The 20,214-nt window shown below is 54.3% G+C and carries 21 protein-coding genes; 11 read left to right on the top strand and 10 right to left on the bottom strand.

The genetic code is table 11. The annotated features are described in order from the left end of the window. Nucleotides 1–11 precede the first annotated feature (11 nt). Genes JM93_RS15865 through JM93_RS15855 form a run of 3 tightly spaced genes read right to left on the bottom strand, consistent with a single transcriptional unit; the run spans nt 12 to nt 1,913 of the window. Nucleotides 12–407, bottom strand: a complete 396-nt coding sequence (locus tag JM93_RS15865) for a response regulator (RefSeq protein ID WP_145345429.1) — start codon at nt 405–407, stop codon at nt 12–14. A gap of 17 nt (nt 408–424) precedes the next feature. Beyond that, nucleotides 425–970 carry a hypoxanthine phosphoribosyltransferase gene (hpt, locus tag JM93_RS15860; RefSeq protein ID WP_145345427.1) on the bottom strand — a complete coding sequence of 182 codons (546 nt, stop codon included), beginning with the start codon at nt 968–970 and terminating at the stop codon, nt 425–427. A 1-nt stretch (nt 971) separates the two neighbouring features. Beyond that, the gene (locus JM93_RS15855) at nt 972–1,913 is read right to left on the bottom strand and encodes a zinc-ribbon domain-containing protein (RefSeq protein WP_145345425.1); all 942 of its coding nucleotides are present in this window, start codon (nt 1,911–1,913) and stop codon (nt 972–974) included. A gap of 189 nt (nt 1,914–2,102) precedes the next feature. Here JM93_RS15855 and ftsE point away from each other — a divergent pair, with 189 nt between their 5' ends. From ftsE to JM93_RS15835, 4 genes are all read left to right on the top strand, one after another. Continuing rightward, a complete protein-coding gene (gene ftsE, locus JM93_RS15850) occupies nt 2,103–2,762 on the top strand; it encodes a cell division ATP-binding protein FtsE (protein ID WP_145345423.1) in 660 nt (219 codons plus the stop codon). 8 nt (nt 2,763–2,770) lie between these two features. Further along, nucleotides 2,771–3,808, top strand: coding sequence for a cell division protein FtsX (locus JM93_RS15845; protein ID WP_145345421.1), 1,038 nt, complete (start codon nt 2,771–2,773; stop codon nt 3,806–3,808). A 129-nt stretch (nt 3,809–3,937) separates the two neighbouring features. Further along, on the top strand, nt 3,938–4,591 hold the full coding sequence (locus JM93_RS15840; protein WP_208995222.1) for a YdcF family protein: 654 nt from the start codon (nt 3,938–3,940) through the stop codon (nt 4,589–4,591). Nucleotides 4,592–4,627: 36 nt separating this feature from the next. Further along, entirely contained in the window at nt 4,628–5,380 is a 753-nt protein-coding gene (locus JM93_RS15835; protein WP_145345418.1) for a lysophospholipid acyltransferase family protein, read from the top strand. Between the two features lie 3 nt (nt 5,381–5,383). Here the strand turns inward: JM93_RS15835 and JM93_RS15830 are convergent, their stop codons facing one another. Beyond that, nucleotides 5,384–5,908 carry a gamma-glutamylcyclotransferase gene (locus tag JM93_RS15830; RefSeq protein ID WP_145345417.1) on the bottom strand — a complete coding sequence of 175 codons (525 nt, stop codon included), beginning with the start codon at nt 5,906–5,908 and terminating at the stop codon, nt 5,384–5,386. A gap of 92 nt (nt 5,909–6,000) precedes the next feature. On the opposite strand from JM93_RS15830, the gene JM93_RS15825 reads away from it, so the two are divergent. After that, nucleotides 6,001–7,038: a DUF2125 domain-containing protein gene (locus JM93_RS15825; protein WP_145345416.1), complete on the top strand. Its 1,038-nt coding sequence runs from the start codon at nt 6,001–6,003 to the stop codon at nt 7,036–7,038. Nucleotides 7,039–7,053: 15 nt separating this feature from the next. Here JM93_RS15825 and JM93_RS15820 read toward each other — a convergent pair whose 3' ends face one another. Beyond that, the gene (locus JM93_RS15820; RefSeq protein WP_145345413.1) at nt 7,054–7,515 is read right to left on the bottom strand and encodes a GNAT family N-acetyltransferase; all 462 of its coding nucleotides are present in this window, start codon (nt 7,513–7,515) and stop codon (nt 7,054–7,056) included. A 214-nt stretch (nt 7,516–7,729) separates the two neighbouring features. On the opposite strand from JM93_RS15820, the gene JM93_RS15815 reads away from it, so the two are divergent. Both JM93_RS15815 and JM93_RS15810 read left to right on the top strand, forming a co-directional pair. Beyond that, nucleotides 7,730–8,620 carry an HpcH/HpaI aldolase/citrate lyase family protein gene (locus JM93_RS15815; RefSeq protein WP_145345411.1) on the top strand — a complete coding sequence of 297 codons (891 nt, stop codon included), beginning with the start codon at nt 7,730–7,732 and terminating at the stop codon, nt 8,618–8,620. A gap of 7 nt (nt 8,621–8,627) precedes the next feature. Next, a complete protein-coding gene (locus JM93_RS15810) occupies nt 8,628–8,831 on the top strand; it encodes a DUF1737 domain-containing protein (RefSeq protein WP_145345409.1) in 204 nt (67 codons plus the stop codon). Nucleotides 8,832–8,837: 6 nt separating this feature from the next. On the opposite strand, the gene JM93_RS15805 is transcribed toward JM93_RS15810, so the two are convergent. The 4 genes from JM93_RS15805 to JM93_RS15790 form a co-directional block, all read right to left on the bottom strand. Continuing rightward, entirely contained in the window at nt 8,838–9,842 is a 1,005-nt protein-coding gene (locus tag JM93_RS15805; RefSeq protein ID WP_145345407.1) for an ATP-grasp domain-containing protein, read from the bottom strand. A gap of 34 nt (nt 9,843–9,876) precedes the next feature. Continuing rightward, complete coding sequence (locus tag JM93_RS15800; RefSeq protein WP_145345405.1) at nt 9,877–10,515, bottom strand: outer membrane lipoprotein carrier protein LolA; 639 nt, start codon at nt 10,513–10,515, stop codon at nt 9,877–9,879. 107 nt (nt 10,516–10,622) lie between these two features. Next, nucleotides 10,623–13,388, bottom strand: coding sequence for an FtsK/SpoIIIE family DNA translocase (locus JM93_RS15795; protein ID WP_145345403.1), 2,766 nt, complete (start codon nt 13,386–13,388; stop codon nt 10,623–10,625). Beyond that, nucleotides 13,385–14,608, bottom strand: coding sequence for an aminotransferase class I/II-fold pyridoxal phosphate-dependent enzyme (locus tag JM93_RS15790; RefSeq protein WP_145345401.1), 1,224 nt, complete (start codon nt 14,606–14,608; stop codon nt 13,385–13,387). The genes JM93_RS15795 and JM93_RS15790 overlap by 4 nt, the downstream gene beginning before the upstream one ends. Before the next feature lie 180 nt (nt 14,609–14,788). Here JM93_RS15790 and JM93_RS15785 point away from each other — a divergent pair, with 180 nt between their 5' ends. Then, nucleotides 14,789–15,448, top strand: a complete 660-nt coding sequence (locus JM93_RS15785; RefSeq protein WP_145345399.1) for an SGNH/GDSL hydrolase family protein — start codon at nt 14,789–14,791, stop codon at nt 15,446–15,448. A 6-nt stretch (nt 15,449–15,454) separates the two neighbouring features. Here JM93_RS15785 and JM93_RS15780 read toward each other — a convergent pair whose 3' ends face one another. Further along, nucleotides 15,455–15,718 carry a DUF1674 domain-containing protein gene (locus tag JM93_RS15780; RefSeq protein WP_145345396.1) on the bottom strand — a complete coding sequence of 88 codons (264 nt, stop codon included), beginning with the start codon at nt 15,716–15,718 and terminating at the stop codon, nt 15,455–15,457. A 132-nt stretch (nt 15,719–15,850) separates the two neighbouring features. On the opposite strand from JM93_RS15780, the gene htpX reads away from it, so the two are divergent. The 3 genes from htpX (at nt 15,851) to JM93_RS15765 (ending at nt 20,171) form a co-directional block, all read left to right on the top strand. Next, a complete protein-coding gene (gene htpX, locus JM93_RS15775) occupies nt 15,851–16,804 on the top strand; it encodes a zinc metalloprotease HtpX (protein WP_145345394.1) in 954 nt (317 codons plus the stop codon). A gap of 108 nt (nt 16,805–16,912) precedes the next feature. Further along, nucleotides 16,913–18,286: a 16S rRNA (cytosine(967)-C(5))-methyltransferase RsmB gene (gene rsmB, locus JM93_RS15770; RefSeq protein WP_244300863.1), complete on the top strand. Its 1,374-nt coding sequence runs from the start codon at nt 16,913–16,915 to the stop codon at nt 18,284–18,286. Nucleotides 18,287–18,416: 130 nt separating this feature from the next. Next, complete coding sequence (locus tag JM93_RS15765; protein WP_145345392.1) at nt 18,417–20,171, top strand: heparinase II/III family protein; 1,755 nt, start codon at nt 18,417–18,419, stop codon at nt 20,169–20,171. The last annotated feature ends 43 nt before the right edge of the window (nt 20,172–20,214 follow it).

Below are 20,214 nucleotides of genomic sequence, written 5' to 3'. Positions count from 1 at the left end.
TTCTTCGAGTTTTAGGCGTAGCGGCGCGTTTCCGATGGCTTAACCTCGTCTATCGCGTTTCGAACCGCAGCTCTGATATCGGTCAGCGAAAACGGTTTCGTGATCACATCATGTACGAGGGCATCAAGCCCACTCGCACGCTCCCTTTGATCGGCAAAACCGGTCATAAGCAGGATAGGTATCTGCGGGTAGTCGCGTGCCGTATGGAGTGCCAATGCAATCCCATCCATCACGGGCATCTTGATGTCCGACAGCAGAAGGCTGAATGCCCCTTGCTCACGGTCCAAAATTTCCGCGGCCTCGCCGCCGTCTTCCGCCGTTTCGACTTCATGCCCATCCAGCTCGAGGGCACGCTTCACGAAACTCCGGACCGCTTCATCGTCCTCGGTCAGAAGAATTCGGGTCATTGTTCAACTCCAATCGCTCAAGCGCCGCTATCATCCCCCACCGATGCGACATAGCCGATGTAAGGCAGTTGGCGCCAAGCATGACCCATGTCCATGCCGTAGCCGACCACAAACTTGTCGGGACATGCAAATCCCACGTAATCTGCGGAAATTGCCGTTTTACGCTTATCCGGTTTGTCGAGCAGCGCTGCGATGCTGACGGATCGGGCTCCCCGCTCATTCAAGCGGTCACGCGCAAACTTAAGAGTCCGGCCGGATTCCAGAATATCATCCACCAATACTATATCGCGTCCGTTAACGTCACTTTCAACATCGCGCAAAATGCGGATGTTTTCAGAACCTTCTGTTCCGGCTCCGTAGCTTGAAAGGTGGATGAATTCCATTTCCGGAGTGAGACCGGCGCGGTGCATGGCGCGGACAAGATCCGCCGCGAAAATGAAACTGCCTTTCAAAACGGCCACAACCAAAAGCCTTTCCGGCTTCGACAGGGCGATTTCACGTGCGAGATCTGCAACACGCGCGGCAATAGCATCTTCGTCAAAGAGTGTGTTTATTGTTGTCATGTTACTCAAGAGCATTTTGGCGAAGCCCGCGGTCTACGAAGCGGACCTGGATGTCGGACGCTCCGGTTGGCGGGTCGGCAAGGATTGTTCGAAATCGTGTTTCATCAAGCGCTTTTAGCACTCTTGTACGTGGTTCAACCGTCCAGGCGTAAATTTCTTGCAAGTCAGTGCCGCGGATCGACAGACGCACGGCAGGAACATCGTTTTCCTGTGTTTCAAGATTGCGGATCGACCCTTCGACAACAAGCACTTGCTGGCCCTCTTCCTGTTCTGAAAAGGTTCGCAAGTCCCGAAATTCCAGCCCGCGCAAATTGACTTCCATACCGATGATTTCAAACAGACTTGCCAAATCAGGAGCCTGTTTGACAATGCTTGCCCGTATGGTGAGAAGAAAGCCACATAATGCAATTGCCGCTACAAAAAGCGATATTCCGCCAATACGGTGGAAATTACGCCTCATAATCCAACGGATAACGGCCCCAATGTGATCGCGCCGGAACTTGTTCGGATTGACCTTGATCTTTGGCCGATTGGCCATGGTCTCAATGTCAATTGGCTTGCCATCAGCATCTAGTTCCGGCGCAGTATTTGCCGGGGCAGCTGGTTTCTTTGGTTCGGCAGGAGGAGGTGCTCGCTTGACCGGATCCTGAACCTCGTCGTCTGCAGAAAACGCCGCCATGTCGGCGTCCGCATCATCTTCCAATTCAGACTCGGAGCCGTCGAATTCCGCAGTCTCTTCATCCTGCTGGTCATCCATCCAAGCGGCTTTGTCAGCCGCTTCGGCTTTTTGTTCAGGAGCGATGGCACCAACAGTTTCGTCAGAGTCAGGACTCGCAAACCAACTGTTGCCGCATTTTGCGCATTTGACGCTCCTACCCTTTGCACCAAGCGCGGAGGCTTTGATGTCATAGGACGTATTGCAATCCGGACATTTGATCTTCATGTGCGAAGACCCTTCACCATATGTGCTAAATCGCAACGAGTTTAGCCGAGCTGGGTCAGATCCGGCATTGATTTTGTGGACTTGGCGGCCAGTCACCCACGAAAACTTTAGGGTTTAAATGGACCTGTATATGATTAATGAAGCGTTAACGGCCAATCGCTAGGTTGCGCTAATGCGCAGGAGGCTTTTGTGATCCGGTTTGAAAATGTTGGTCTCAGATACGGGATGGGGCCTGAAATCCTCAAGGATCTTTCGTTCAGTGTCGAACCGCAGTCATTTCAGTTCCTGACTGGTCCGTCTGGCGCTGGCAAGACGAGTCTCATTCGCATGCTGTTCATGTCATTGCGGCCGACACGGGGTTTGATAAAGGTCTTCGACCGGGACATCAGCCTGATTGGAAAAAACGAACTGCCGGAATTACGACGAAAAATCGGCGTTGTTTTTCAGGATTTTCGTCTGCTGGATCATCTAACCACGTACGAAAATGTAGCATTGCCGCTTCGGGTAATTGGACGCGAGGAATCGGATTACCGTGCGGACGTGGTCGAGTTGTTGAAATGGGTTGGACTAGGTGAGCGCATGCATGCCTTGCCACCGGTCCTGTCAGGTGGAGAAAAACAGCGCGCTGCAATTGCCCGTGCGTTGATCACAAGACCTGACGTGTTGTTGGCCGATGAGCCGACCGGTAATGTCGATCCGCCACTCGCAAAACGGCTGCTTCGTTTGTTCATGGAATTGAACAAGCTTGGGACGTCGGTTGTTATTGCAACCCATGATATCGCCTTGCTGGAACAGGTCGATGCTCGCCGTATGGTTTTGGCCGATGGTCGCCTCGAGATTTTTGATTAGGACCGTAGATGGCCACAAGAAAGAAACAGGGCCCGCGCAAAGCACCGTCGAAATCTGATGTCCTGCCGGTTAATTTGCCGAAACGCCCGAAGTTGTCCGGTTCAACCAAGGCCAAACAGGACCGAAAGCCCTCCGCAAACTCAAAGATCCGCCCAAGCGCGGCTATCGTTCCGCCGCAATCCGTTGCAGGCCGCGCGCTTACGCTGGTGGTTGCAATTATGAGTTTCCTTGCGTGTCTGACGGTCGGGGCGGTGTCAATCGTTTGGGACGCCGCAGACGCATGGCAAAATGACCTTGTGCGTGAGATTACAGTTCAAATCCGTCCTGCTGAGGGTGTCGATATGCTGCGCGAAATCGACAAAGCTGTCGCCCTCACCCAAGAGTTTCCAGGTATTGGAAGTGTGCGCGCTCTTTCAGATGCAGAAACCCGCGAGCTGCTTCAACCATGGCTTGGCTCTGGCCTTGAATTGGAGACGCTTCCTGTGCCTCGGCTTATTCAAATCACGGTGGCTGATCCGGCCAGCCTGAGGCTTTCGAACCTGAAACAAAAAATTGAGTCTGAAGTCGCTGGTGCCAGCCTTGATGATCATTCGGTTTGGACTTCGCGTTTGTCCGCGATGGCCGGTGCGGTTGTCGCCGGCGGAATTGCGATTATGATATTAGTGCTTGGATCGATGGTGTTGAGCGTTGTGTTTGCCACACAAGCGGCAATGGCCGGAAACAAGGATGTTGTGTCGGTTCTCCATTTTGTCGGCGCAGAAGACAGTTTCATTGCTCGGGAGTTTCAAAGACACTTTCTCATGCTCGGCCTCAAGGGCGGGGTTTCTGGCGGCATCGCAGCCATCATCAGCTTTTTGTTGCTTGATGCTTTTACACGGCGCACAGAGGGACAGGCGGGGTCAGATCAGCTGTCAGCGCTTTTTGGCTCTGTTTCGGTAAGTGTTCCAGGATATCTGGGTGTCATTGCTGTGGTATTCCTCGTTGCCGTGCTGACTGCACTGACTTCTGGACTTGCGGTAAAAGCCCATCTTTCCAAAGTCGATTGACACCGTGTACGCCATTGCCACCAAATGATCCGAATCATTTAACATGTATGCGTCATGAAACCTGCGGATCACATATCGGAACAGCGTGACGCCTACTCTCGGTCTCCATCTTGCGTGGCGGCAGCAAACATGTCGGGCTCATCGGGTCAAAAAACCGCTCCAGTGGCGCGAAAATTTAGAAACCGAAAGCGCTTGTTCTTGGGTTTGTGCGCAATCGCCTTTGCCGGCGCAATCGTGTTCAAGTTTGTGAGTTTTGCAAATCGCGTTTCAAACTTGGAAGTCCCACATGCCCCTAGCGCCGATGCGATTGTTGTTTTGACAGGTGGAACGGAACGGGTTCAGCACGCGATCCAGCTTCTCAATGAGGGCCGAGCCGAACGTTTGTTGATTTCCGGTGTTCATCCGGGAACAACACCCGAGCAAATAGCGATCCTCACGAAAGCTGACATGCCTCTCTTGTCCTGTTGCGTAGATTTGGATCGCGCAGCGCTCAACACCGAAGGAAATGCATCTGAAACAGCCAGTTGGGCAAAAGATAACGGTTTCACTTCTCTCATTCTTGTTACAAGCGCGTATCACTTGCCCCGTGCACAAATCGAACTCTCCAGCGTGATGCCCGGTGTCGAGCTGGTAGCCTATCCAGTGTTCAATCCGGGACTGCATCTTAATACTTGGTATTCCTCGCCGCGTACGATCCGGCTTCTCATTCGCGAATATTCCAAGTATACCCTCGCTCGGTTCCGACTTGCCGCAAGGCAGCTTTTGGGCGCCATCGGGCTGTAGCTTCGACATACTCTCTGCCACGCTGTGCTGGATACCATGCTGTTCCTCAGATCAACTTTGTTCCAAGTTCTTTTCTATTCCGTGACGTTGGTCATGATGATTCTAGGGTCGCCGGTCCTGCTTGTACCGCGCCGCTATGGGTGGTGGCTCGTCCCGTTTTGGTCTCGTGTCTTGCAATGGCTGATGCGGTGGGTCGCCGGAATTAAGGTCGAGGTCCGCGGGCTTGAGAACATTCCTGAGGGCGGATTCATTGTTGCCTCGAAACATCAATCTGCTTGGGAGACTGTGTCTCTCATTCCATTTTTTTCCGCGCCTACCTTCATATTAAAGCGGGAACTGCGCTGGATTCCGATCTTTGGCTGGTACACTGCGAAATTTGAACAAATACCAATTAATCGAGGCAAGCGCTCAGCGGCCCTTGCAGCCATGATTGAGTCCGCTAAAGAGACGATCGCCAAAGGCCGTCAAATATTTATTTTTCCCGAAGGAACGCGCCGCGCTGTGGGAGCTGAGCCGAAATACAAATTCGGTATCGCTCACTTGTACAAAGATCTTGGTTGTGCTGTTCTTCCAGTCGCACATAATGCGGGGATTTACTGGCCGCGTTCTTCTTGGCTTGTCTATCCGGGAACGGTTATCGTCGAGTTTCTTCCGGCTATTGAGCCTGGCCTTGAGCCCCATATATTTCATGAGCGGTTGGTAAGCACAATTGAAACTGCCAGTGATAAGCTAATCGCCGAAGCGCAACGTGCGCCTGATCCGTCACCGGTTCCAAATTCGGTTCGATGAAACTCATCTCGGGTGTGCCAATCGTTCGGCGAGCCAGAACACGCCACTGTCCTTAATGCCGATTTCCTTGAAGTGCTCCGCTGTGTTCAAAACATATTCCGGGTTTCTTCCCGATTGGCCAATTGCGTTGAGCACGATATCAAGCTGAGTCTGGAGAGGCAGCGCACCGGCATATTGAGGGTGGTTTCGGTCTACCATGTATGTCAGTGCAGCAGCTGTTCCTCCGGACTGAAGTGAGATTTTACGCCACTTTTCCAGATAGACCATGGTGACTTGTTCACGGGCACGGAGATATGAGACGGTCTTGTCCCGGTGTTTGCCCGCAACAAGATACGCCATCCCCCTGCAAGCTCCACCGCGGTCGAGGCCGAAAACCAGTCCTGGGCTGCTCTGTGTTCCGCGGTGTACCCAAGAATAGACGCACAAGGCCCGGTGAGCTCCTCGGAGTAGTGCGGGCTCGGCCTTTATGAATTCGAACCCCGGATTCCACATCAATGAGCCGTAGCCAAAGACCCAAAAATCGCTCATATCACTTCCTACAAACTACTTGACTGCCAAACCCAACCAATTGTTGACCATCGCTCCTCGTGTGTTGGTGCCGCAAAACAGAAAGACTTTCAATGACAGTTCCCGCAGCCGGGCCGAAATTGAATGTGAAAAAAAGATACACTGCGCTCATCGGCATCATCATCGTTGTTTGTGCCGGTTGGTCCGCTGCTTGGGCTTATGGACGCACCGTTCTTTCAAACGAAATCGACCGGATTATCACCGGCCTTTCAACTGAAGGAACCAATGTCGGCTGCCGGGAGAGATCAGTTCGGGGTTTTCCGTTCCGCTATGAAGTCAGTTGCAACGATCTCACACTGCAGAATGCGGCTGGCCAGTCTGCAGAGCTCGGATTACTCCATGCGGTCGCTTTGATTTACAATCCATGGCACATAATTTTTGAAGCCCGAGGACCAATGGCGCTGCGGGATGAGTTGTCGTCCGGGAAACTTAATGGCGCTTGGGAAACTGCACGCGCGAGTATTATTTTCAACGAACAATCGATCCGCCAAGTCGATGCGATTCTCGAAAAGGTTTCTTTTGAGATTGCTTTACCATTTGCCTTCGGCCGGGGAGTTGCAGATCAGGCTGACATTCATTTGCGCGCTATGCCCGATGCGGATGAAACGCTGGAAGCATTTGTGGCGCTTCAGGACCTTACCAGTGATTTGTCCGCAGTGACGTCCGATCCGTTGACCGCCCGCCTTCATGTCCGGATCAGCGACGGCATGAGCCTGCTTGCAGGGAAGAAGTTCATGGACCTGCCGGTCGGCGAGACCGGTGTGCGACCGATTCAGGTCGTACAGGCAACGCTCAATAGTGCAGGAGCAGAAGCGATAGCCGAAGGTCAGCTGGAGGTTGGTCAGTCGGGGTTGATTTCCGGCGCACTTGATTTGACCATTTCAGATGTCACGAAAACCGCCGAACTTATCGGCCGACTGTTTCCTGAAAATGCAAGCCTGCCTGCCGCCCTAGAAGGTGCGGCCCGCGCCATGGGCGGCGCGGGCGAGAATTCTATGAACCAAAATACCGTCACGTTGCCCCTGACAATCACCGACAATCAACTGCGAATGGGGCTCATTCCGCTCGGTGTTCTGCCTATCGCTTTTTAGGCGTTCATATATGCCTTAATCGCCTGCGATCCTGTCAATCGGGATCACATAACTCTTACGGTGGTCGGGTTCGGCTATCTTTTCATAGAGAGCGACTGCCGGAGCATTTTTGCCCGGTACCAGCCAGCGCAGGTGCAGCCATCCACGCTTGTGCCCTTCGTCTACAAGACTTTCGATCATTCTTCGACCCACTCCCTGATTTCTGAAGTCAGGGTGCACGTAGATATCGTCTAGCTGTCCCAGCCGAAGGCCCGTTATAAGTTCTGGAAGGTCGAAATAGACAGCAAAGCCGATCAAACGGTCTTTGCTGAATACCCCAAGCACTTCAGCGTTCTTATCGCCGAGAATGCGTTCGGCATAGAATTCGTCTGGACGACGCGGTGCCCCTCGTTTCAGGGCCTGTGTGTTTTCGGCGATCAAAGGAGCGAGTTGGTGAGCATCGTCGGGACCTAGGGTCCTGATGTCCGTGGTTGTCATGGAGTCTCCGGAACAGGTCTGTCCATCTGGGATGATTGCAAGATGTCCGGTTCGCAGCCGACAATCAAGGACCTGCGGAAGCTGTGCATTGAATTCTTTCTAAAATTAAGCGTCCATCAAACCACAAGACGGCAGTTCGCCAAAAGGCGAGTGGCAATTGGCGGCCGGCGGAGCTAGCGTTGCGCCGCAGCATAGAGACTTAAAAGGGTAGCTCATGACCAACGCCCCCAAACCGCGCCGCTCCGCGCTTTATATGCCAGGATCCAATGCCAGGGCTCTGGAAAAGGCGAAAACGCTTGATGTCGACTGTTTGATACTTGACCTTGAAGACGCTGTAGCGCCTGATTCCAAAGCTAAGGCGCGTGAACAGATTGTGTCAGCGGTAACCGAAGGAGGATATGGCGATCGCGAAGTCATTATCCGGGTCAATGGAGCGGACACACCTTGGGGGCAGGAGGATCTGGAGGCTGCTGTGCACGCAAACCCTGATGCACTTCTCGTTCCGAAAGTGAATAGTGCTGCAGATTTGGAGCAGGTCGCGCAGCGCTTGAATGTGCTTGGCGCCTCCCCTTCGCTAAAAGTCTGGGCAATGATGGAAACCCCGCACGCGATCCTCAATGCGGCCGAAATCGGCGCTTGCGGACACGACGCACGGGTACGTTTGTCGTGTTTTGTAATGGGTACAAATGATTTAGCAAAAGAAACCCGTGCTGCCTTGGCTCCGGGTCGCGCTGTTATGATGCCGTGGCTCATGACGTGTGTCGCAGCCGCGCGCTCGGGCGGGATTGATGTTCTTGATGGTGTTTACAACGCCTTTAATGATCTCGAAGGTTTCGAAGCCGAATGCCGTCAAGGCGTTGAGATGGGCATGGATGGCAAGACCCTCGTCCATCCAAAACAGATCGAGGCTTGCCACCGAACCTTCAGTCCAAGTGAAAGTGAGGTGTTATGGGCCCGCAAGATCAATGACATCTTTGATCAGCCGGAAAATGCAGATAAAGGTGCAATTCAAGTGGATGGGAAAATGGTTGAACGGCTGCATGCAGACATGGGAAAGCGCGTAATTGCAATCGCAGATCTCATAGCTGCGCGAAGCCGCGGGTGAGGCATTCATGAGATTGTACCGGTTCATAACAGGCGTGGATGACAGTGAGTTTTGTCATCGCATAACTGCCGCCTTAAACAAGGGATGGGAGCTTCATGGGGACCCTTCCCTCACTTTCGATGCCGAGCGCGGCCGCACCATTTGCGGACAAGCCGTTGTAAAGGAAGTCGCCGGAACCTATACGCCAGATATCAAAATCGGTGACTACTAAGCACAGTCAAGCGGCGGTAGGTCGCTGACGATCTGTCATCCGCAGTTGAAGCCCTTGAGCCATTGCGAGGAAAACCGCTTCGTACAGGTCCGCAACGGCTTTGGCATCCTCATCGCTTTGTGCTGCCAAGTGATTGAGGCCCGGGGCCGCATTTGCCTCAAGCACCGTATACCCCGGCGTTTTGCCCGCCACGTCGTCGACCATCATGTCAATTCCGGCGTACCTAAGTCCGAGGCATTTGGCAGCGTTTACAGCAGCTTCGATGTGGTTTTGACCAACCCCTTGTGTAACGATCTCCCCAGTTCCGCCAGCGGAGAGGTTAGCGTTGGGGAGAAGCCGAATGGGTTGACCCTCGGCCGGAATGCTGTCGAAGTCCAAACCTTGTTGCGCAAGCTCTCGGAGGATCCTTGGATCATCTGATTTGATTTGTACAAGTCCAGTTAACAGTTCTTCGATTTTTGAGTTACCGTCCCCGAGGACCTGTGGTGGATGCCGCTCGATGGCACACAGCACCACTCCATCAAGAACCACAATCCTGAGATCGATGCCTTTTACCGCTTGTTGAAGCAAAACAAGGTTATGGCGTGCGCAAAGGTCTCTGAGGGTCCCGTCCAGCTCATCCCGGTCACGCACTTTGACAACATCTTTACCCTCCTGCCCGCCATTGGGTTTGACGAACAAGGGATAGCCAACACGTTCTGAAAACTCGGCCACTTGTAGCGTGATCGGTTTTTCGATTTTTTTACCTGCAACGTAGAGCAGCAAGCTTTCGGGAACGCGAAAGCCGTCGCGCTTCAAGAACTTTAGCGCATAGGCCTTGTCATCGGACACTTCTGCTGCGCCCAACGTATTCAGGTCAAAATGCGTTCCTTTATAAAATCGCCTTTGGCCATTGCGATCCTGGATAAACCCCGCATACCCGATTTTCGGGTCGCTTACGAGTTTGAGGCCCTTTCGAGCGCAAAAATCGGACAGCAGCTGCCGGACGCGTGATGGGATGGGATGGGACATGGCAGCACACCGATATGAGCGGGTCTAGAAGCGTTTATTTCCGGTTCTGACGGGCATTCGCCAGATAGTCGATTTGGAACAGATCCGGATTTGTAGGGCCGTTGGATACGACGTTATATATTGCGACAGACGTGTCGTAACCTTGCGCGTCAGTTACAGTCCATTGTTTCAATTTGTAGTCCGACGCATCGAAAATGAGCGTCAGTATACCGGAATTGAACGTCGTTTTATCTTCGATTGTAACTGTAATGAGATCGGGTTCGACCAGTACATTCGTGACATTAGCATCTTTTTGCAGGTCAATGTTGTCGGCGAGCAAAAAGCGCAGGGGAGTTTTATTCAAAGGCCAGATGTCTTGGGTCGCAAGCTTGCGATCCTTGACCGATACAGATTTTCCATCAGCGATGATGTCAAGTTGGGCGGGTGGATTGTAGTAAAACCGAACCTTTCCCGGCCGCGCGAGGTAGAATTTGCCCTCGGTTTGCTCACCCGTTGGACCAAACTGTATGAAGTCCCCATGCATCGTCTTTATAGAATTGAAATACGTATTGACGTCGGCGAGCGATTTTTGCTCTTCCGGTGTGAGAGCCAACGCCGGAGCTAGACCACTGAACACCAAAGAGGCGATGAGCGCGGCCTTGCAGAGCAGTTTGGAAACGGCACGCGTTGTCATAGCGGGTCCTTCTTAGTCTGATTATTTGCGATCTCAATGTCGTGGCACGCCTAGTGGAATCATGTGGCGATCCTTTGACATCAACAGCATGAACATTCGATGTCCTATCAAATATCGTCTTCGACGCCGTTTTTCACAAGGATTTCCCGTTTGCCCGCGTGATTTGCCGAGCTAATCAAGCCTTCTTGCTCCATGCGTTCGATCAGCGAAGCCGCACGGTTGTATCCGATCGAGAGCCGCCGTTGTACATAGGAGGTTGAGGCTTTCTTGTCGCGCAGCACAATGGCCACTGCTTTGTCATACAAGTCGTTGCCCTCATCGCCTCCGGCAAGGCCGCCATCATACGGGCTTTCGGCGGTGTCTTCCTCCTCGGTGACGGCTTCGAGGTACTGCGGGGTGCCTTGGACCTTGAGGTGCTTGACGATGTCTTCGACTTCATCGTCTGAAACAAAGGGACCGTGGACACGCTGAATTCGGCCACCGCCCGCCATAAACAGCATGTCGCCCATACCCAAAAGCTGCTCAGCGCCCATCTCGCCAAGAATGGTCCGGCTGTCGATCTTCGATGTTACCTGGAATGAAATCCGGGTCGGGAAGTTTGCCTTGATCGTTCCGGTGATCACGTCCACCGAGGGGCGTTGGGTCGCCATGATCAGGTGAATCCCGGCTGCGCGTGCCATCTGTGCCAATCGCTGGATCGCGCCTTCAATATCCTTGCCCGCCACCATCATCAGGTCGGCCATCTCGTCTACGATGACAACAATATATGGCATTTGCTCAAGCGGGAGTTCTTCGTCCTCGTAGACCGGTTGACCTGTGTCGCGATCAAATCCGGTTTGCACGGTCCGAGTGAAACTCTCACCTTTTTCGAGCGCCTGTTTGATACGTGTGTTGTAGCCGTCGATGTTCCGAACACCCATTTTTGACATTTTTTTGTAGCGTTCTTCCATCTCGCGGACGGTCCATTTTAGCGCCACAACGGCTTTTTTTGGATCGGTGACGACTGGTGTCAGCAAATGCGGGATACCGTCATAGATCGACAATTCGAGCATTTTTGGATCGATCATGATCATTTTGCACTGATCCGGATTTAACCGGTACAGCAATGAGAGGATCATTGTGTTGATCGCGACCGACTTGCCAGAGCCGGTCGTACCCGCAACAAGTAAGTGCGGCATTCGGGCGAGGTCAGCTACAACGCCTTCGCCATTGATGGTTTTGCCAAGACCAAGGGCAAGCTTGGATTTCGATTTTTCAAAATCCTGCGCCGCTAGAAGTTCCCGCAAATACACAGTTTCGCGCCTGGAGTTTGGTAACTCGATCCCGATTGCATTCTTGCCTGGGATAACGGCTACACGTGCAGAAATCGCGCTCATCGAGCGCGCAATGTCGTCAGCGAGGCCGATCACGCGAGATGACTTGATGCCTGGTGCCGGCTCGAGCTCGTAAAGCGTGACAACCGGCCCAGGACGTACTTCGATGATTTCCCCGCGCACACCAAAGTCCTCCAGAACGCCCTCCAGAATTCTTGCGTTCTGTTCCAACGCGTCAGCCGAAAGGCCTGGCACTTTGCCGGTTGCTTTCGGTTCCGCGAGAAGCCGCAGGGGCGGCAATTCGTATTCCTCTGGGGCGCCCAAGAATGACGGTTGTGCCTCGGCAATCACGCGTTTGCCAGGCTTTGGCCGGGGGGCTTGCGGAATGACGCGGCCGGCAGGGATAGGCTCTGCGGCGGTTTTCGGGCTGGCAATTCCGACGGGGCGACGAGGTTCAGAATTTGCGACCGGCCCCTTGTCCGACAGAAGATCGCCGGGGGCAAAGCTTGCTCCGTCCTCTTCCTCGTAATCATCCTCGTCGTAATATCCCTCCTCGGAGCCCGCGAGGGGTTCGGTGTGATCCGCATCGCCTGCCCGGCTTCCATAATATGTCTCAAGGCCGTCTTCGTCGTTTGGCATAAGCTTGTCCGCCAAGGAGCGGCGGAACCGTTTCAGGAGGCTCGCCTGACTTTTGTCTTCCGGCTCATATTCTGCAACAGCTTCGTCTTCTTCCTCCCAGTCTTCGTAGGGCTCACGCACGCCGGAGCCGGATAAGCCTGTCAACCGGCGGAAAAGAGCCCAGCTGAGCAATGCCCAGTGGCTAACAAGGCCTATTGTGGCGCTAAACGCCAGAGAAAGCCGAGATTCTGGCTCTTCGTCATCCTCATCCATGTATTCGGGTTCTTGAGGATGGCCGTGACCGCGAGCGGTTTGGTGTGCCAGTACCTCTTGTTCATCTTTTTCCACACTGCTGAACCAGCCGGCGGATGCGATGAGGAAGAAGGCTGCCGGAATTCCGAGGCCTAATGATCCCACAATCATGGCGGCACCGGCCGTAAGGTTTGAAGTAATCAGAGCCGGTACGGCGTGAATCGTATCGCCAAAAAAACCGCCAAGTCCCGTTGGCAGAGGCCAGCTGCTTGCAACCGGAAGAGCTGCAAGAGCCCCTGCCGCGAGCACTGTGCCAACGACCCAATAACTGATACGCCGCCGGCCGATGCGCAGTGCATGCCCCGCAAGCAACCTCCACCCCCACAAAACAATTGGAACGAGAAACACTGCTGTTGCCAGGCCGATGGTCTGCATCAAAATGTCAGCGATTATTGCTCCCGGGCGACCGAGTGCATTTCGGACAGGTTCATCCGTTGCATGATTGAGGCTCGGGTCGGCCACCGACCATGTCGCTAGTGCCGCAGCAAGCGCTGCCGCACACGCGATAATTGACAGGCCGCACAGTCCAACCAGGTTTCTGCGCAAAAACCGCTTGATTGGGCTTTCTGTGTCGCGAAGGTCGACCGTGGGGCGCCGATGTGTTGTCCGTGTTGCGCTGGCTTGTCTCATGCGTTGTCTCCCAGCCACTTGGCAAGCCGCTCCAGAGCCGTCTCAGTGTGATCAATCGGAGCAACGAGTCCAACGCGGATATAGTCACGCCCCGGATTGCTGCCATCACTTTGATTGGAGGCAAGATAACTCCCGGGCAGAACCTTCAACCCGACATCCCCCCAGAGCCTTTGGGTGACGTGTTCGCCACTTCCCCAAGGGGCAATGTTCAGCCAAAGAAAAAAGCCGCCTTCGGTCGTTACCGGGCCGAGAATGGGGGAAAGGTGTTTTTCCGCTGCCTCGTATTTTTCATTGTAAAGCCGCCGGTTTTCGATCACGTGGTTCTCATCGCGGTAGGCATGGACTGCAACCGCTTGAGCTGGAAGGGGAACTTGCGGTGCAGCGAGCCCGCGGAACTTGACCCATCTGGATAGGAATTCGGGATCGCCAGCGGCGAATCCGCATCTCAAACCAGCCAGGTTTGAGCGTTTTGACAGCGAGTTTAAGACGATGATGTTCGAGAATCCTGTGCCAATCGTTTTGGCAGCCTCCAGGATGCCAGGCGGTGGACTGGTTCGGTAGATTTCGGAATAACATTCATCTGCGAAGATGAAAAAGTTGTGCTTGCGGGCCAAGTCAATAAGTCTTGTCCAATAGTCCAGCCCCGCAACAGAACCTTCTGGATTGGTTGGAGAAGCGACATAGAACGCAACTGTTCTATCCAGGAGGTCCTGCGGCAGACTGTTTATATCCGGCAGGAAGTTTTCCCCGGGCCGCGCATCAAGCAGCACCGCTTCGGCATCGGCTATATGGGCGGCGGCTGCGTAGGTTTGGTAGAACGGGTTTGGCAAGATGACGACGGGATGTTCCACGTCTTTGCCCAGTTGGTCCCTGGCTGCGATCGCGCCAAACGACAAACCTTCCCGCGATCCGTTGAGTGGCAAGACACCGTGTGTCCGATCAATCATGCCCGGAATATTATAACGCTTTTCAAGCCAATCCGCGATTGTATCTCTGAATTCCGGCGTACCATTGATCGGCGGATATCGCCGGAAATCGGCCATCGCGGCATTAAGGACGTCTGCCGTGAAATTTGGGATGGCATGCTGCGGCTCACCTATGGTCAGCGTTATGGGGGGCAGACCCGGTGCATCCTCGCCGAGCAAACCTGCGAGGCGTTGAAATGGGTTGGAACTGGGCAGGGCTGCGCCGCGCCGATAAGAAGACGTGCTGACTGTCATGAATGTCCCGAACATCCGTTACGCGTAACTAACCTTAAACTATGAGCGTCTTGGTAAAGCTCTGATTAACCACAGACCACTCTCAGCCGTTTTACGGCGTCCTAGCAACAACTTGCCGCAAGCGGAGTTGCCGTCTAAGCTGTTGAGTAAATTTTGTTTTTAGAGCAGTGGAACTTTTTGATGCCAGAGTTCAATGATCCTGTTTCCGTTGTGTGTTTTGGCGATTCGCTCACCTGGGGTTTCAATCCTGTTGACCGAACACGGTACGGGCCGCATTTGCGCTGGACTCGCTTGTTGCAAAAGGAGCTCGGCGAAAGCTTCTATATCATCGAAGAAGGGCTGAACGGGCGCACAACAGTGTTCGAGGATCCTGTGAGGGGCGACAAGAACGGACTGGCGCATCTGGCAACCATCCGAAAAACCCATATGCCAATCGACATCCTGATTATTATGCTGGGAACAAACGACCTGCAATCACGGTTTCAGATGAGCGCTGAGACGATCGGGGCAGCGATGTCTCGTTTGTTGGACTATAGCGGGCGAGATACGGACGACCCGGAGGGGCGCGCGCCGAAAACCCTGCTGGTATGTCCGCCGCCGCTTGGTGTTTTCGCCGAAACGCCGTTTGAGGATTTTTTCCTTGGAGATGATCGCCACGATCAGGCGAGAAAGTTGCCAGAAGTCTACCAGCGCATTGCCAGACTATATGGTGCCGAATTTTTCGATGCTGGCAGCGTCGTGTCCGTCAGCAAGGTTGATGCTATCCATCTGGACCCTGAAATGCAGCCTCCGCTCGCACGCGCTATTGCTGAGCGCGTTCGTCAAATGGTCGCGAGCTAGCAGCTATCAGAAGTCAACGGTAATGCCTTTGATTTCCCAATCGTCGTAGCGGGTTGGCTCCAACCCCCCGCGGCCGTCGATTTCCATTGGCATCGCGTTGTTTTTTTCGTCGATTTTCTTGCGGCGTTCTTGTGCTTCCAACAGCGCCCGTTGGGCGGCAGGTGGCAGGTCCTCAAACCGCTTCGCCGCGACACCGTCCGCTTTAGACGCCAGGTTAGGGACGTCAAGCGCCTCGTAGGTCTCTGTTGTTTGGGGTTTTTTGTCGTCCATGTGGTCCTCACTCGACCGAGGGTCATTTCCTTACAATCTTGCAGAAACTCCTGTTTGACACCATTTCGATGTCTGAGTCCGCTATATAGAGCGGCAGTTGGTCATGTGAAACATGTCAGGTGGAAAGCGACGATGAACTACATTCGCACGGCGATGCTTCTGGCGGCCATGACCGCTCTTTTCATGGGCATCGGCTATATGCTCGGCGGTCCAGGCGGTATGATGATCGCGCTGCTGGTTGCCGCGGGCATGAACGTTTTTAGCTATTGGAACTCGGACAAGATGGTTCTGCGCATGCACCATGCGCAGGAGGTTGATGAGCGGACGGCACCGGAACTCTTCAAGATGGTCCGGCAGCTGGCAGCCAATGCCGAGCTCCCCATGCCGAAGGTTTATCTGATCAACAATCCGCAGCCAAATGCTTTTGCAACAGGCCGAAATCCTCAGAATGCGGCAGTCGCAGCCACGACCGGCCTTTTGGACATGCTGAGCCCAGAAGAAGTGGCCGGTGTCATGGCGCATGAGCTTGCGCACGTCAAAAACCACGACACGCTGATCATGACAATCACCGCCACAATCGCCGGTGCGATTTCAATGCTTGCGAACTTCGCAATGTTTTTCGGCGGAAACCGCAACAACCCGCTCGGGATTGTCGGTTTGATCGTCATGATGATTGTCGCTCCGATGGCCGCCATGATCGTGCAGATGGCAATATCGCGAACCCGGGAATACGCCGCCGACCGTATGGGGGCCGAAATCTGTGGTGAGCCGATGTGGCTGGCCTCGGCATTGTCGAAGATCTCCGGCGGGGTTGCGCGCATTCACAACGACGATGCTGAACGCTCACCGGCAACGGCGCACATGTTTATTATCAACCCGCTATCAGGTGAACGGATGGACAGTCTGTTTTCGACCCACCCGAACACGCAAAACAGGATCGATGAATTGCGAAAGCTCGCTCAGTCAGGTCTGGGCGGGCAAGGTTACGGCCGCGCAAAGGCCCGCACTCAGAGTTCCGGAGTGTCCGGTCCGTGGGGGGGCGGTTCTTCTGAGCCGCCGCAGCGCCCAAAGGGCCCTTGGGGTTAAAAAGACTTCCGTTTGTCCCAAGTAATCAATATGAGGCAGGTCTGCGCCGCGTGCCGATAATCTGGGCCGCGGCGCAGTTTTTTATTCAAGTCCGAGTGGAACTGTTTCGTGACCAAATCGCACCGCCCGTCCAAACCAAAGAATGATCAGAACGCGGCAAAGCTGGCCGACAAACCAGGCTTCGCATCCCGAAAGGTGGCGGCGGATATACTCGGGAACGTTGTTCACAAGCGTCGCCCGCTTGATGGAGAACTGGATTTGGCCGGGGGACATTCGGGCTTCAGGGCTTTGGCCGCAAATGACCGTTCACTGGTTCGCGCGATAGTGGGGACATGCCTGCGGCATCATGGCGAAATCGCCCAGATCCTTGATTGGGTGCTAGACCGGCCCATTCCTGAGAAAACTGGCCGTGTGCTCGACATTCTGCACGTGGCGGTTGGCCAGATGCTGTTCATGGATATCCCGGACCGGGCAGCGGTTTCACTGGCAGTGGATCTGGCTCAGTCGGATCGCCGCGCACTGCCTTACAAAGGGCTTGTCAACGGGGTGCTGCGGCGCCTGGGTCGGGAAAAAGACGAACTTACCGGCGACTTGGACGCTGATCTTTTGAACACGCCGGCCTGGCTATTCCAAAGGTGGGTGGCCGCCTATGGCGAAACGAAGGCCCGTGGTATCGCAAAGGCGCATCAAAGCGAAGCGGCCCTCGATCTCACCGTCAAAGAAAACGCAGAGAGCTGGGCGCAGCAACTGGACGGTGTAGTGATTGGCGCCGGGACTGTGCGATTGAAACAAAAAAGTGCAGTTGAGCAACTAGATGGCTTTGACCAAGGCGCTTGGTGGGTGCAGGACGCTGCAGCTTCGCTTCCGGCTAGGCTGCTGGGGCCTGTTGCAGGCCTTAACGTCGCAGATTTGTGCGCGGCACCTGGCGGCAAAACAGCGCAACTTGCGTCAAGTGGTGCTCATGTTACAGCGATCGATATCTCAGCGAGCCGGCTCAAGCGGCTTGCTGAAAACATGGCGCGGCTAAACCTGTCCGTTGAAACGGTTGCCGCTGATCTGAGGGCTTATGAGCCGGCGGCCCGGTTTGATGCTATTTTGCTTGATGCACCTTGCAGTGCAACGGGCACCATTCGCCGCCATCCGGACGTCCCGCTTATCAAGAAACCACAAGATATTGAAAAGTTGATAGAAATCCAATCTGATCTGCTGGGAAAGGTCGCCTACTGGGTGAAGCCGGGAGGGATGATCGTCTACTGCACCTGTTCGCTTGAGCCTGCGGAGGGTGAAGATCAGATCGCCGCTTTTCTGCATTCTCATAGCGGATTTGAGATTGTGCCGATCGCTGCTGATGAGGCCGGCGGGCGTGCCGAAGCTGTCACGAAGGACGGCTATCTGCGCACCCTGCCGTCACAACTGGCAGAAATTGATGGCGTACAAGGCGGATGGGATGGCTTTTTTGCCGCGCGTCTTCGTCGCCTTTAACGGGGCATAAACCGTTAATTCGACCATAATGATTCACGATCGGCTAACCATAACCGTTTGTATCCGTGTCGTGTGAACTAGGGGATCCGCTTATCTGCACGCAACTTCCTGTGACTGTCAGGGTGTTGTCATGAATATGGGAGCCGCTTCCGAGCGCGGGCGCATTTGGCGTCTCATGGCTCACCATGTGTGGCAACAAGTCTTGAAATGGGTGCATGGCGGACCGTTGTTCCGTCTGCGGCCCTCTTCAGGCGTGCCTGCACGGCTGCTGATTGCGCCGCAGGATCTGCGAACAGCAGATGCGACGAATGCCGCCGATATTTATGGCGGTCGTTTCTTGTTCGCCGGTCAACTCGTTGAAACCCGGGGGCTGTCGCCGTTCGAGCTCCAGGGGCAGCACCCGGACTGGCAGCGGGATCTGCATGCCTTTGGATGGCTGCGGGATCTACGCGCCGCCGAGAGTCGCATTTCAAATCAAAATGCCCGGGCTCTGGTGGATGATTGGATCAATCATTGCGGGAGCTGGCATGCGATCGGCTGGGAAACACCGATCGTCACACGACGTGTCATGGCATGGCTTGCACACTCGCCGTTTGTGTTGGAAGAAGGTGACCACGACTTCTATCGGCGGTTTATGAAGTCCTTGTCGCGGCAAGTTCGGTATTTGCGCAGGACCGTCAATGAGACACCGGATGGTGTCGAGCGGCTTCGAACGGCTTTGGCAATCGCGTCTGCATGCATTTCGATGGCGGGGCAGGGCCGTTTTGCGCGCCAAAGTATCAGGAGGCTCGACCAGGAGCTAAGCCGCCAGATTCTGAGCGACGGTGGGCATATTTCACGGAACCCGCGCGCCATCATAGATATTTTGGCCGACCTTTTGCCCGTGCGCCAGGCCTTCATTGCTCAGGGGCTTGAGCTGCCTGCCGGAATGTTGCAATCCGTTGATCGAATGATGCCTATGCTGCGGTTTTTCCGTCACGCAGACGGTAATCTGGCGCATTTCAATGGAATGGGCTCTACCCCCACCGATCTTTTGGCCACGATCCTTGCCTATGACGATGCACGCGGCGCGGCGCCGGTAAATGTGCCCTACACAGGGTATCAGCGGCTCACTGGAGGCAACACTGTCGTAGTCGTAGACACTGGAAAGCCGCCCGACCTCATGGTTTCGGAGGACGCTCACGCTGGATGTCTTTCCTTTGAAATGTCGTCCAACCTCCATCGAATTGTCGTGAATTGTGGCGTTTCCTCCCGTTCAAATGACGTTTGGCGTCAAGTGAGTAGATCGACCGCCGCGCATTCAACCGCAACAATAGACGACACGTCGTCCTGCCGATTCTTGTCTGAAAAGCCCTTTGGAGCGTGGCTTGGGTCACCCATTTTGTCCGGACCTGTGAATGTGCCGGTCACGCGTGAAGATGATGACATGGGTACCCGCGTGATTGCGACCCATGACGGATATGCGTCACAGTTCGGCGTGTTGCATGAGAGAGACTTGCGTCTTGCCAAGGATGGCAGCGTTTTAGACGGCGTGGACACATTTTTGCCGAAGGGAAAACTCAGCCCATCCCATTATTTTGCAATACGCTTTCACCTTCACCCGTCACTAAAATGCTCGCTTTTGCGTGGCGGTTCGGCGGTGTTGCTCGTTTGCAAAGATGGTGAGGCATGGGAGTTTGATGCGCCGGGCGTAGAAGTGGGGCTAGAGGAATCCATATATTTGTCAGATGTTTATGGACATCGTCGGACATCCCAAATCGTTCTTTCCGGTTCAATCCAGGAATTGCCGTCGCTTGCATGGCAATTCAGGCGGACGGCTGTAGCCAGGTTAAGCCGCCGCGGAACCACTGATTTCGACGAGGAACTCCTCCCGTTGGAAGATTGAAGAGCTTCTTTGGTCAGCTTTTTCTTTTTTTCATTACGTGATA

Source organism: Roseibium hamelinense, from assembly GCF_007830545.1.
Lineage (GTDB): Bacteria > Pseudomonadota > Alphaproteobacteria > Rhizobiales > Stappiaceae > Roseibium > Roseibium hamelinense.
This window is presented reverse-complemented; position numbering and strand designations above follow the sequence as displayed.